Origin of the sequence: Rhodopseudomonas palustris, assembly GCF_013415845.1 — a bacterium.
GTDB classification, from domain to species: domain Bacteria; phylum Pseudomonadota; class Alphaproteobacteria; order Rhizobiales; family Xanthobacteraceae; genus Rhodopseudomonas; species Rhodopseudomonas palustris_F.
This window is the reverse complement of record NZ_CP058907.1, coordinates 3,896,682-3,909,901: the sequence shown is the minus strand read 5'-3', so window position 1 is coordinate 3,909,901 and position 13,220 is coordinate 3,896,682. Positions and strand designations below refer to the sequence as shown.

General features: G+C 67.4%; 10 protein-coding genes. 9 read left to right on the top strand and 1 reads right to left on the bottom strand.

What is annotated here, in order from left to right; translation table 11 throughout:
- Positions 1 to 68 precede the first annotated feature (68 nt).
- The 8 genes from HZF03_RS17850 (at position 69) to murB (ending at position 10,692) form a co-directional block, all read left to right on the top strand.
- Complete coding sequence (locus HZF03_RS17850) at positions 69 to 1,526, top strand: UDP-N-acetylmuramoyl-L-alanyl-D-glutamate--2,6-diaminopimelate ligase (protein ID WP_119017272.1); 1,458 nt, start codon at positions 69 to 71, stop codon at positions 1,524 to 1,526.
- Positions 1,523 to 2,962: a UDP-N-acetylmuramoylalanyl-D-glutamyl-2,6-diaminopimelate--D-alanyl-D-alanine ligase gene (locus tag HZF03_RS17845; RefSeq protein WP_119017271.1), complete on the top strand. Its 1,440-nt coding sequence runs from the start codon at positions 1,523 to 1,525 to the stop codon at positions 2,960 to 2,962. Before HZF03_RS17850 ends, HZF03_RS17845 begins: the two co-directional genes overlap by 4 nt.
- A 10-nt stretch (positions 2,963 to 2,972) precedes the next feature.
- Positions 2,973 to 4,058 (top strand): phospho-N-acetylmuramoyl-pentapeptide-transferase, encoded by a 1,086-nt coding sequence (gene mraY / locus HZF03_RS17840; protein WP_012496968.1) that lies wholly within the window; start codon positions 2,973 to 2,975, stop codon positions 4,056 to 4,058.
- A 187-nt stretch (positions 4,059 to 4,245) separates the two neighbouring features.
- Entirely contained in the window at positions 4,246 to 5,655 is a 1,410-nt protein-coding gene (gene murD, locus HZF03_RS17835; protein ID WP_119017270.1) for a UDP-N-acetylmuramoyl-L-alanine--D-glutamate ligase, read from the top strand.
- A 240-nt stretch (positions 5,656 to 5,895) separates the two neighbouring features.
- Entirely contained in the window at positions 5,896 to 7,038 is a 1,143-nt protein-coding gene (gene ftsW, locus HZF03_RS17830) for a putative lipid II flippase FtsW (RefSeq protein ID WP_011159071.1), read from the top strand.
- A 4-nt stretch (positions 7,039 to 7,042) separates the two neighbouring features.
- The gene (murG, locus tag HZF03_RS17825; protein ID WP_119017269.1) at positions 7,043 to 8,143 is read left to right on the top strand and encodes an undecaprenyldiphospho-muramoylpentapeptide beta-N-acetylglucosaminyltransferase; all 1,101 of its coding nucleotides are present in this window, start codon (positions 7,043 to 7,045) and stop codon (positions 8,141 to 8,143) included.
- 136 nt (positions 8,144 to 8,279) lie between these two features.
- The gene (gene murC / locus HZF03_RS17820; RefSeq protein ID WP_119017268.1) at positions 8,280 to 9,683 is read left to right on the top strand and encodes a UDP-N-acetylmuramate--L-alanine ligase; all 1,404 of its coding nucleotides are present in this window, start codon (positions 8,280 to 8,282) and stop codon (positions 9,681 to 9,683) included.
- A gap of 85 nt (positions 9,684 to 9,768) precedes the next feature.
- Positions 9,769 to 10,692, top strand: coding sequence for a UDP-N-acetylmuramate dehydrogenase (gene murB / locus HZF03_RS17815; RefSeq protein ID WP_119017267.1), 924 nt, complete (start codon positions 9,769 to 9,771; stop codon positions 10,690 to 10,692).
- A gap of 78 nt (positions 10,693 to 10,770) precedes the next feature.
- Here the strand turns inward: murB and HZF03_RS17810 are convergent, their stop codons facing one another.
- A complete protein-coding gene (locus tag HZF03_RS17810; protein WP_119017266.1) occupies positions 10,771 to 11,592 on the bottom strand; it encodes a bestrophin-like domain in 822 nt (273 codons plus the stop codon).
- A gap of 229 nt (positions 11,593 to 11,821) precedes the next feature.
- On the opposite strand from HZF03_RS17810, the gene HZF03_RS17805 reads away from it, so the two are divergent.
- A complete protein-coding gene (locus HZF03_RS17805; RefSeq protein WP_119017265.1) occupies positions 11,822 to 13,150 on the top strand; it encodes a glycosyltransferase family 87 protein in 1,329 nt (442 codons plus the stop codon).
- The last annotated feature ends 70 nt before the right edge of the window (positions 13,151 to 13,220 follow it).

Sequence of the window (13,220 nt, the reverse complement as noted above, 5' to 3'; positions counted from 1 at the left end):
GCGCGCTGCTTGCGCTAAAAGCCTCGCAGGCGTGAGAACATCTGTCTCGAATCGGACGCCCCAGGACCATGAAGCTTCGCGATCTCTTCAGCGCCGAGGCCGACATCGCCGCGCCGGCGGCCGATCTCGCCATCGGCGGGCTCGCCGTCGACAGCCGCGCGGTGAAGCCGGGCGACCTGTTCTTCGCGCTCTCCGGGGCCAAGACCGACGGGGCGCGGTTCGTCGCGGCGGCGGTTGCGGCCGGGGCAGTGGCGGTTGCGGGCGAGCACCGGCCGGAGGGCGACCTTTCGGTGCCGTTCGTGCAGCTGTCCAATGCGCGCCTGGCGCTGGCACAGGCCGCGGCGCGGTTCTATCCGCGCCAGCCCGAGGTGATCGCGGCGGTCACCGGCACCAGTGGCAAGACCTCGGTCGCGGCCTTCACCCGGCAAATCTGGCAGCGGCTCGGCCATGCCTCCGCCAGCATCGGCACCATCGGTCTCGTCACCCCGACGCGCAGCGTGTACGGCTCGCTGACCACGCCGGACCCGATCGCGCTGCATCGCTCGCTCGACGAGATCGCCCGCGAAGGCATCACCCATCTGGCGCTTGAAGCCTCGTCGCACGGGCTCGATCAGTTCCGGCTCGACGGCGTTCGCGTCGCGGCAGGCGGCTTCACCAATTTGTCGCGCGACCACATGGATTATCACCCCACCGTCGCGCACTATCTGAACGCCAAGCTGCGGCTGTTCCGCAACCTGGTTCAGGACGGCGGCGCGGCAGTGATCTCCGCTGATCACGACTGTTCGGCCCAAGTGATCGAAGCGGCGGGCGCCCGCGGCCTGCGGCTGATCACGATCGGCCGCAACGGTGATCCGGGCGCAGGCATCAAGCTGATCGACGCCGCGGTCGAAGGCTTCGCGCAACAGCTCACGGTCGAGCACGCGGGGAAGCGGCATCGCATCAAACTGCCGCTGGTCGGCGAATTCCAGATCGAGAACGCGCTGGTCGCGGCAGGTCTGGTGATCGGCACCGGCGGTGACGCGGCGGCGAGCTTCGCCGCGCTCGAACATCTCGAAGGTGCGCCGGGCCGGCTCGATCTGGTTGGCGCCCGCAACGGCGCACCGGTGTTCGTCGACTACGCGCACAAGCCCGATGCGCTCGCCAAAACCCTGCAGGCGCTGCGTCCCTATGCCAAGCGCAAGCTGGTCGTGGTGTTCGGCGCCGGCGGTGATCGCGACTCCGGCAAGCGGCCGCTGATGGGCGCGATCGCGGCCGAGAATGCCGACGTGGTGATTATCACCGACGACAATCCGCGCAGTGAAGATCCCGCCACGATCCGCTCCGCCATTCTTGCGGCTGCGCCCGGCGCGCGCGAGATCGGCGATCGCGCCGAGGCGATCCGCACAGCGATCGGCGAGCTGCAGCCGGGTGACGCGCTGGTGATCGCCGGCAAGGGCCACGAAACCGGGCAGATCGTGGGTGACCGCGTGCTGCATTTCAGCGACCACGACGCCGCGAAAGCGGCGCTATCAGCGAGCGCCGCATGAGCAAACAACCGCTTTGGACCTCCGACGCAATGGCGGAGGCGATGGCTGCCACGCGCAGCGGCACGCTGCCGCGCGATGTATATGGGATTTCGATCGACAGCCGCACGCTGGCACCGGGCGATGCTTACTTCGCCATCAAGGGCGATGTTCATGATGGCCATGACTTCGTCGCCGCGGCGCTGAACGCCGGCGCCGCGCTGGCGGTGGTGGAGAAGGCGCAGCGCGCCAAGTTCGCTCCCGATGCGCCGCTGCTCGTCGTCGATGACGTGCTCGAAGGACTACGCCAGCTCGGCATCGCGGCGCGCTCGCGGCTGTCGGCCAAAGTGATCGCGGTGACCGGCTCGGTCGGCAAGACCTCGACCAAGGAAGGTCTGCGCGGCGTGCTCGGCGCGCAGGGCGCGACCCACGCCTCGGTGGCGTCGTTCAACAATCACTGGGGCGTGCCGCTGTCGCTGGCGCGCTGTCCGGTGGACACGCGGTTTGCGGTGTTCGAGATCGGCATGAACCACGCCGGCGAGATCGAGCCGCTGGTGAAGATGGTGCGGCCGCACATCGCGATCATCACCACGGTCGAAGCCGTGCATCTCGAGTTCTTCTCCGGCATCGAGGGCATCGCCGATGCCAAGTCGGAAATCTTCACCGGCCTCGAGCCGGGCGGCATCGCGGTGCTGAACCGTGATACGCCGATGTTCGACCGGCTGTGCACAAATGCGCTGCGCGCCAATGTCGGCCGCATCGTCACCTTCGGTGCCGATCCCGCTGCCGATGCGCGGCTGCTCGATGTCGCGCTGCATGCCGACTGCTCGGCCGTGCATGCCAGTATTCTCGGCCACGACGTCACCTACAAGCTCGGCATGCCGGGCCGGCACATGGCGCTGAATTCGCTGGCGGTGCTGGCCGCCGCCGAGCTGGCCGGCGCCGATCTCGCGCTTGCCGCGCTGGCGCTGTCGCAGGTCGCGCCCGCTGCCGGCCGCGGCGTTCGCAAGCCGTTGCCGGTCGGCTCCGGCGAGGCGACGCTGATCGACGAGAGCTACAACGCCAATCCGGCCTCGATGGCCGCGGCGCTCGGCGTGCTCGGCCGCGCCGAGATCAGCGGGCAGGGGCGTCGGATCGCCGTGCTGGGCGATATGCTCGAACTCGGCCCGCGCGGCCCGGAGCTGCACCGGGGCCTGGAAGAGGCGGTGCGGGCCAATGGCATCGACCTGGTGTTCTGCTGCGGCCCGTTGATGCGCAATTTGTGGGACGCCCTTTCCTCCGGCAAACGAGGGGGCTATGCAGGCGACGCGGCCGCGCTCGAATCCCAAGTCGTCGCCGCAATCCGAGCCGGCGACGTCGTGATGGTGAAGGGGTCGCTCGGTTCGCGCATGAAAACCATTGTCACCGCGCTCGAGAAGCGCTTCCCCGGCACGACCGCACGCGACGACGCTGCGGTGTAAGGCGGCTTGAATGCTCTATTGGCTGATCGACCTCTCCAGCTCGTTTCCGGCGTTCAACGTCTTCCGCTACATCACCTTCCGCACCGGCGGCGCGATGGTGACCGGCGCGCTGTTCGTCTTTATGTTCGGCCCGTGGATCATCGACAATCTGCGGCTGCGCCAGGGCAAGGGGCAGCCGATCCGTACCGACGGCCCGCAATCGCACCTCATGACCAAGAAGGGCACGCCGACGATGGGCGGCCTGATGATCCTGTCGGGACTGACGGTCGGCACCGTGCTGTGGGCCAATCCGCTCAATCCCTATGTCTGGATCGTGCTGGCGGTCACGCTCGGCTTCGGCTTTGTCGGCTTCTACGATGACTACATGAAGGTCACCAAGCAGACCCACGCCGGCATCTCCGGCCGCACCCGGCTGCTGATCGAATTCATCATCGCGGGCGCGGCGTGTTTCGCGCTGGTGTGGCTCGGCCGCGCGCCGCTGTCGAGCTCGCTGGTGATTCCGTTCTTCAAGGAAGTGATGCTCAATCTCGGCTGGGCGTTCGTGGTGTTCGGCGCGTTCGTGGTGGTCGGAGCCGGCAATGCGGTGAACCTGACCGACGGCCTCGACGGCCTCGCGATCGTGCCGGTGATGATCGCTGCGGCGAGCTTCGGGCTGATCTCGTATCTGGCCGGCAACGCGGTGTTCGCCGAATATCTGCAGATCAACTACGTCGCCGGCACCGGCGAACTCGCGGTGCTGTGCGGCGCGCTGCTCGGCGCTGGGCTCGGCTTCCTGTGGTTCAACGCACCGCCGGCCTCGATCTTCATGGGCGACACCGGCTCGCTGGCGCTCGGCGGCATGCTCGGCTCGATCGCGGTTGCGGTGAAGCACGAGATCGTGCTGGCGGTGATCGGCGGCCTGTTCGTGCTGGAAGCGGTGTCGGTGATCGTGCAGGTCGCCTCGTTCAAGCTCACCGGTAAGCGCGTGTTCAAGATGGCGCCAATCCACCACCACTTCGAACAGAAGGGCTGGACCGAGCCGCAGATCGTGATCCGGTTCTGGATCATCGCCGTGATGCTGGCGCTCGCCGGCCTGTCGACGCTGAAGCTGCGGTGAGCCACGCGATGCGCCCCCCTTCACGAGTCGTCCCCGCAAAGGCGGGGACCCATAACCCCCGTCCTTATTGGAATGAGACTGTTCGGCTCCGCGCCCCCGTTATGAGCGCAGGCAATATGGATACCCGCCTTCGCGGGGATGATGCCGGTGCAGTTGGCAGGGGGCGCGCGCCCATCGGGAGTCCGGCATGATCCCCGTCACCTCTTTCGCCGGCCAGTCGGTCGCGGTGTTCGGGCTCGGCGGGTCGGGGTTGGCGAGCTGCCATGCGCTGAAGGCCGGCGGCGCCGAAGTGATCGCGTGCGACGATAATCTCGACCGCATGGTCGAGGCGGCGCAGGCCGGCTTCATCACCGCGGATCTGCGCAATCTGCCGTGGACTAATTTTGCAGCGCTGGTGCTGACGCCCGGCGTGCCGCTGACGCATCCGGCGCCGCATTGGACGGTGCTGAAGGCGCAGGAGGCCGGCGTCGAAGTGATCGGCGACGTCGAATTGTTCTGCCGCGAGCGCAAGGCGCACGCGCCGGGCGCCCCGTTCGTCGCCATCACCGGCACCAACGGCAAGTCGACCACGACCGCGCTGATCGCGCATCTGCTGCGCGAGGCCGGTTGGGATACCCAGCTCGGCGGCAATATCGGCACCGCGATCCTGTCGCTCGAACCGCCGAAGGACGGCCGCGTCCACGTGATCGAGATGTCGTCCTATCAGATCGACCTGACGCCGTCGCTCGATCCGACCGTCGGCATTCTGCTCAACGTCACCGAGGATCACATCGACCGCCACGGCACCATCGAGCACTACGCTGCGGTGAAGGAGCGGCTGGTCGCTGGCGTGCAGGACGGCGGCACGTCGATCATCGGTGTCGATGATGAGTTCGGCCGTGCCGCGGCGGACCGGATCGAGCGTGCCGGCAAGCGCGTCGTGCGGATGTCGGTGCAGGGGCCGGTTACGTTCGGCATCACTGCTGATCTCGACAACATCCGCCGTGTCGACGGTGGCACGTCCACCGAAGTCGCCAAGCTCGGCGGCATCGGCTCGCTGCGCGGGCTGCACAACGCGCAGAATGCCGCGGCCGCCGCGGCCGCGGTCCTGGCGCTCGGCGTTTCGCCCGAGGTGCTGCAGCAGGGGCTGCGCAGCTTCCCCGGCCTCGCGCACCGGATGGAGCAGGTCGGCCGCCAGGTGGGCGAGAAGGGGACGACGCTGTTCGTCAACGACTCCAAGGCCACCAATGCCGATGCGGCCGCGAAGGCGCTGGCGTCGTTCGGCGAGATCTTCTGGATCGCCGGCGGCAAGCCGAAGACCGGCGGCATCGAGAGCCTGGCCGAATATTTCCCGCGCATCCGCAAGGCTTACCTGATCGGCCAGGCCGCGCAGGAGTTTGCCGCCACGCTGGAGGGCCGGGTGACGTACGAGATCAGCGAGACGCTGGAAGCCGCCGTGCCGGCCGCCGCCCGCGATGCCGCAGCGTCGGGGCTGGCCGAACCAGTGGTGCTGCTGTCGCCGGCCTGCGCCTCGTTCGACCAGTTCCGCAATTTCGAGCTCCGCGGCACCAGGTTCCGCGAGCTGGTGACGGCGCTCGACGGCGTGACGCCAGTGTGAGGCCGGCGCTGCGCGGCCAAAATCACGCCCGTCATCGCCCGCGCAGGCGGGCGACCCAGTATTCCAGGGCGTTTCGATTGAAGAGATAGGCTCTGGCATACTGGATCCCCGCCTTCGCGGGGATGACTGATTGCTGAGCGGCAAGCCTCCCGTTCACATCCTCGATTCCGCGCCTTCGCATTAACCCCCTGGCAACCACGTGGGCGCACCAATGGGCGATCTCTTTGCCCAGGATCGCCGATGATCTCCCGTGACCAACGCACCCCGTTCAGCGAATGGTGGTGGACCGTCGACCGCGTGCTGCTGGTGGCGCTGATCGCGCTGATGCTGGCGGGCGTGATCCTGTCGCTGGCTGCGTCGCCGCCGGTCGCGACCCGGATCGGCCTCGATCCGTTCCACTTCTTCAACCGCCATGTCCTGTTCCTGGCGCCGTCGCTGATCGTGCTGATCGGAGTGTCGTTCCTGTCGCCGCGGCAGATCCGGCGCTCGGCGCTGATCGTGTTCGTGCTGGCGATCGGATTGATCGTGGCGACGCTGCTGTTCGGGCCGGAAGTGAAGGGCGCGCGGCGCTGGATCACGCTGCTCGGCATCAACATCCAGGCCTCCGAAATCGCCAAGCCGTCGTTCGTGATCCTGGCCGCCTGGCTGTTCTCGGAAGCAGCGCGGCGGCCGGAAATGCCGGCGACGTCGATGGCGATGATGCTGCTGCTGTCGCTGGTGTCGCTGCTGGTGATGGAGCCTGACTTCGGCCAGACCATGCTGGTGCTGATGGTGTGGGGCGCGCTGTTCTTCATCGCCGGGATGCGGATCGTCTGGGTGTTCGGCCTCGCCGGTGCTGCGGCGGGCGGACTATTCACCGCCTATCTGTTCGTTCCGCACGTCGCCGGCCGTATCAAGCGGTTCATGAACCCGGCCTCCGGCGACACCTTCCAGGTCGACATGGCGAGCGAAGCGTTCAGCAACGGCGGCTGGCTCGGCCTCGGTCCCGGCGAGGGCATCGCCAAGCGCAGCCTGCCGGACAGTCACACCGACTTCGTCTATGCGGTGGCGGCCGAGGAGTTCGGTATCGTGCTGTGTCTGGCGCTGCTCGCGCTGTTCGCCTTCATCGTGCTGCGCACGCTGTCGCGCGCCTATCGCAGCGAGGATCTGTTCTCGCGCTTCGCCGCCTCGGGGCTGGCAGTCCTGTTCGGCATTCAGGCCGCGATCAACATGGCGGTGAACCTGCAACTGATCCCCGCGAAGGGCATGACGCTGCCGTTCATCTCCTATGGCGGCTCGTCGATGGTGTCGCTGGCCTACGGCGTCGGCATGATGCTGGCGCTGACGCGGCAGCGGCCCAAGACCGAAGTCAATGCGATCGAAGCGGCGGGAAGCTACGCGTGAGGCCATGACCGACGCTCCCCTGATCCTGCTCGCCGCCGGCGGCACCGGCGGCCACCTGTTTCCGGCCGAAGCGCTCGGCGTGGTGCTGATTAGGCGCGGCTATCGCGTCCGCCTGGTCACCGATCACCGCGCCACCCGCTACAGCGGGCTGTTCACCGCCGAGATGACCGACGTGGTGCCGAGCGAGACGGTGCGCGGCCGGACGCCGTGGGCGCTGGCGAAGACCGCGCTGAAACTCGGCTCCGGCGCGCTGCTTGCCTTCAATCTGATCGGGCGGTTGATGCCGGCCGCGGTGGTCGGGTTCGGCGGCTATCCGACGCTGCCGCCGCTGCTGGCTGCGACCTGGCGCAGGGTGCCGACGCTGATCCACGAGCAGAACGCAGTGATGGGGCGCGCCAACCGTTTCCTGGCGCCGCGGGTCGACGCTATCGCCACCGGCTTTCCCGGCCACGAGATCGCCTGGCCGGTGCTCGCCTCAAAGATCACCAATACCGGTAATCCGATCCGTCCGGCCGTCGCCGACGCTGCGACTGTCGCCTACGACCCGCCGGCCGCCGGCGGTTCGCTGCGGGTGCTGGTGTTCGGCGGCAGCCAGGGTGCTCGGGTGATGGCCGACATCGTGCCGCCGGCGTTGGAAAAGCTCGATCCGGCGCTGCTGCGCCGTCTGGTGCTGACCCAGCAGGTCCGCGACGAGGACATGGGCCGGGTCCGTGCGGTTTATGACCGACTGCAGCTGAATTGCGAGCTGGCGCCGTTTTTCACCGATCTGCCGCAGCGGCTGGCGTCGAGCCAGCTCGTGGTGTCGCGCTCCGGCGCCGGCACCGTCGCCGAACTTGCGGCGATCGGCCGGCCCGGCATCCTGGTGCCGCTGCCGGGTGCGCTCGACCAGGACCAGTTCGCCAATGCGGGCGTTCTGACCGCGGCCGGCGGCGCGCTACGCATCGTTCAACCGGATTTTACCCCGGACCGGCTCGCGGCCGAGATCACCGCGCTGGCCGCCGATCCGGCCAAATTGACCCAAATGGCCGCCGCAGCGCGCCAAATTGGCCGTCTGGACGCCGCCGAACGCCTCGCCGACGTCGTCGGACGGGTCGCGAAGGTCTAAGGCCGGGTCGACGAAAACCTCGCGACGGCGCATTTGCCGGACTTGTCCCGGCCATCCCCGTCTTGCATGAAGTGACCCTGAATCGGAAATGCCCGTGACCATCCGGGCGTGACCAGCAACGATAGAGACCCTCCCCATGAGATTGCCGCGCCATATCGGACCCATCCACTTCGTCGGGATCGGCGGTATCGGCATGAGCGGCATCGCCGAGGTGCTGTGCAATCTCGGCTACACCGTGCAGGGCTCCGACGCGTCCGAAAGCGCCAACGTCAACCGGCTGCGCGAGAAGGGCATCCAGATTCACGTCGGCCATCAGGCCGACAACATCAAAGGCGCCGACGTGCTGGTGGTGTCGACCGCGATCAAGCGCGACAACCCCGAACTGCTCGCGGCGCGCGCCCAGCGCATTCCGGTGGTGCGCCGCGCCGAGATGCTGGCGGAGCTGATGCGGCTGAAGAGCTGCGTCGCGATCGCCGGCACCCACGGCAAGACCACCACGACCTCGATGGTGGCGGCATTGCTCGATGCCGGCGATCTCGATCCGACCGTCATCAACGGCGGCATCATCAACGCCTACGGCACCAATGCGCGGCTCGGTGGTGGCGACTGGATGGTGGTCGAGGCCGACGAGAGCGACGGCACTTTCCTCAAGCTGCCGGCGGATGTCGCGATCGTCACCAACGTCGATCCCGAGCATCTCGATCACTTCAAGACCTTTGACGCCGTGCAGGATGCCTTCCGCAACTTCGTCGAGAATGTGCCGTTCTACGGCTTCGCGGTGATGTGCATTGATCATCCGGTGGTGCAGACGCTGGTCGGCAAGATCGAAGACCGCCGCATCATTACGTACGGTGAGAACCCGCAGGCCGATGCGCGGCTGCTCGATCTCGCAGCCAGCGGCGGCGGCTCGACCTTTAAGGTCGCGTTCCGCGATCGCAAGGCCGGCACCGCGCACGAGATCGCTGATCTCAAGCTGCCGATGCCGGGCCGCCACAACGCGCTCAACGCCACCGCGGCGATCGCCGTGGCGCACGAGCTCGGCCTCTCCGACGACACCATCCGCAAGGCGCTGGCGGCATTCGGCGGCGTGCGTCGTCGCTTCACCAAGACCGGCGAGTGGAACGGCGTCACCATCATCGACGACTACGGCCACCATCCGGTGGAGATCGCCGCGGTGCTGAAGGCAGCGCGGCAGTCGACCTCGGGCAAGGTGATCGCGGTGGTGCAGCCGCATCGGTTCAGCCGGTTGCAGTCGCTGTTCGAAGAGTTCTGCACCTGCTTCAACGATGCCGATGCGGTGATCGTCGCCGACGTCTATCCGGCCGGCGAGACGCCGATCGAAGGCATTGATCGCGATCACTTCGTGCTCGGCCTGCGCGCCCACGGCCACCGCGATGTCGTCGCGCTGCAGGATTCCGCCTCCCTCGCTGGCGTCGTCGCCGGCCTCGCCCATAGCGGCGACTACGTCGTCTGCTTAGGGGCCGGCAACATCACCCAATGGGCCTACGCGCTGCCGGGCGAACTGAAGGCGCTGGGCTGATGGAGCAGCGGATCGCTGCCGCATTGATTTTCGTCCCGTCATGGCCGGGCTTGTCCCGGCCATCCACGTCTTTGGCCGTAAACGTATGAGTTTCCCCGATATCACGCCCGAGCTGAAAGCCGCGATGCCGGAGCTGCGCGGCCGGCTGCTCGGCAACGAGCCGCTGGCGCCGCTGACCTGGTTTCGCGTCGGCGGGCCGGCGCAGGTGCTGTTCACGCCGGCCGACGAGGACGATCTCGGTTACTTCCTGTCGCGGCTGCCGGCCGAGATTCCGGTGATGTGTCTTGGGCTCGGCTCCAATCTGATCGTGCGCGACGGCGGGCTGCCCGGCGTCGCGATCCGGCTGTCGCCGCGCGGCTTTGGTGAGCATCGCGTCGAGGGCGAGGTGGTCCATGCTGGGGCCGCCGCGCTCGACAAGCGCGTGGCAGAAACCGCGGCTGCGGCGCAGCTTGGCGGCCTGGAGTTCTACTACGGCATTCCCGGCTCGATCGGCGGTGCGCTGCGGATGAACGCAGGCGCCAACGGCCGCGAGACCAAGGACGTGCTGATCGACGCCACCGCCTATGATCGCAGCGGCACGCGCAAACTATTCGACAATGCGGCGATGCAGTTCTCGTATCGCCACAGCGGCGCCGATCCTGCGTTGATCTTCACCTCGGCGCGGCTGCGCGGCACGCCGGCGACGCCGGATCACATCCGCGCCAAGATGAACGAGGTGCAGGCGCATCGTGAGCTGGCGCAGCCGATCCGCGAGAAGACGGGTGGCTCGACCTTCAAGAATCCGCCAGGCCAAAGTGCGTGGCGGCTGATCGATGCTGCCGGCTGCCGCGGCCTCAAGATCGGCGGCGCGCAGGTGTCGGAGATGCACTGCAATTTCCTGATCAACACCGGTGAAGCTACCGCCGCCGATATCGAGACGCTGGGCGAGACCGTCCGCGCCCGCGTCAAGGCGCAGTCCGGCGTCGAGCTGCAGTGGGAAATCAAGCGGATCGGCGTCGTGCCCGAGTAGGGCTGAGCCGCCGGCCGCACGCGATCCGCCGCATGCGATCAACTCAGCAAGCGTGCAAAGCGATGCGCGCGCCGCGCCTCATGGCTTTTGAGGGGGCGGAGTCGGTGTCGCGTTGGGAGGTAGTTCGGGCGTATCCGGCAGCGACAGCACGTGCTCAAGCGGGATCGCCGACACCTGGAACACGCCGCTGAACGGATCTTCCTGCAGCGCGATCAGGCCGAGCGCGACGATCGCGCCGGTAGCGAATACAGTGAGTGCCGCCGCCATCGCGCGCGGCTTGTCGAGATGCACCAGCGCGATCCCCAGCTGGGTGATGACGCCGAGCAGCAGCACCGAAATCCATTTCAGATCGCTGGTGCGGTCAATCGACAGGCTGATGCGGGTGTTACGTGCGGTACCGACCCGCACCGCGGAGCTGAGCAGCGCCACGTGCACGGCCGCGCCGGAATCGCGCGTGATCGCCGGCGAACTGATCTCGGTCAGCATTTGATCGTAGGCGAGGCTGGTGCGCGGCGCGGCGACGCCGTTCACGGTGGGCCATTCGTTCTTGAGTACCGAGGCCGCATAGTCTTTCAGTGCGATGCGGATGCTGTGCATGTCCGACACCGACGCGACGCTGAGCGTATAGACGTTCTGCAGCTCGCCGGCTTCGGTTTGCACCGCGCGCGTCGCCTGCCGATTCCGCTCGGTGACGTCGTAGCCCAGAAAGCCGGTCAGCAATCCGAATAGCACTGCGACCGACGAGAAGAATGGCGCGACCACGCCCTGCAGCTTCGCGATCGGGCCGCGCAACGGTGAGACGAAGATCAACGCGATCAGCATCGCGGCGACGCCGTAATACAGCAGCGCCAGCGTCGCGAAAGTTCCAAACGGCGGAAGGTCGAGCCAATCTCGGATCATCTGTTTCTCTTTGTTTCTCCGCAACGGCACGAAACGGCACCGACACGGGACCGCCGGAATCACGGTGCAACACCCTGCAAACGTGTCCGACTTTGGCGGTTTTCATCGCCAGCGTCCACGGTCGGCGCGCGAGGGTTTTGGCTGACCTGCACGTATGCGTGTCTAGTGCCACGGTTCCGCCAGACCGATGCGGCCAAGTGCATCGTGACGGCTGAGGAGACATCCTGCATTGCATTCGCAATTTGCGCCGCGCCTGCGACAGCTTCGCTGGTACGAGATCGTGCTGATCGCCACGGTCGCGGCGGCGCTGTGCATCTATCTGCCGATCGTGGTGAAGCGCTCGGCGGTGCAGGGCTTTGGCGATGTGCAGGTGTTCTTCCGGGCGGCGTGGGCTGTATGGACCGGCTATCCGCTGTATGAAGTCGCCGATCCTCACGGTTGGACCTATCACTATCCGCCGACCTTCGCGCTGCTGATGGGGCCGTTCGCACATCCGCTCGACGGCTTCCCCAAACCGGACTGGGCGCTTTCGCTGCCGCTCTCGGTCGCGACCTGGTACGTGTTCAGCGCCGCCGCGATGCTGGCGGCCGTCGATCTATGGGCGCGCGGGCTCGAACGCGCGTTGCCGCCGTCGCTCGATCAGACCGGTTGGAGCGCGTGGTGGCTGCTGCGGCTCGGTCCGGTGGCGGCGCTGCTGCCGTTCTTCGGCGACGGGCTCGGCCGCGGCCAGCCGAGTGCCGTGGTGCTGCTGACCATGGTGGCATTCCTGGTGCTGTACTTGCGCGGCCGCATTTACCTCGCGGCCTGCGCGCTGGCGCTCGGTTTCACCATCAAGCTGTTTCCGCTCGCGCTGCTGATCTTCCCGGTGTTCCGCCGCGATCTCCGCACCGTGGTCGCCACCTTTTGTTTCAGCGCGGTGTTTTTGTTCGTGGTGCCGATGCTGTGCCTCGGGCCGTCCGAAGTGGTGAAGCTGTACGGCGCGATGTGGACCGAGCATCTCAGCGGCATCTTCACCGGCGTACCTAATCCGAAGATCGCCGACGAGATCACCTTTACGTCCTACGACATGCTCAGCATCGGCGCGATGCTGGCGCGGATCGCTGCCGGCGGTCTGCCCGAGACCGACACGCTGCCGCGCTTCGCCACCATCGGCCAGCTCGCGTTCGATGCGGTGGTGATCGGCGCGCTCTTGTGGCTCGGCCACGGCCGGTTCTGGCGGCTGAGGGGCCCGCAGCCGCCGCTCGGCCCGTCGCTGCTGATCGGAGGCGCGCTGTTGTGTGCGGCGCTGCCGGTGATGCTGTCGGTGTCGCAGCCCAACTACGTGGCGTTCGCGGCCCCGCTGGTCGCCTTGGTCCAACTCGAAGTCTGGCGGCGGCGAGGGCAGGTGTGCCTGGTGCCGGCGCTGATCGCCTGGTCCGGCGTGATGTGGCTCGGCATGATCGCGACCGAAGGCGGGGTGTGGCAGCCACTTCGGGTGGTTGGTCTGGTGACGCCTGCACTGATCGCACTGCTGCTCTGGGGCTTCGCCTCCCTGCGGCGCGCAGCCGCGCCGCCGTAACGCCGCTTCTCCGAATCGGGCAAATCGGCAAAATGACGCCGCGCGCCGGGTCCGCGGGACGCAGCAGCTT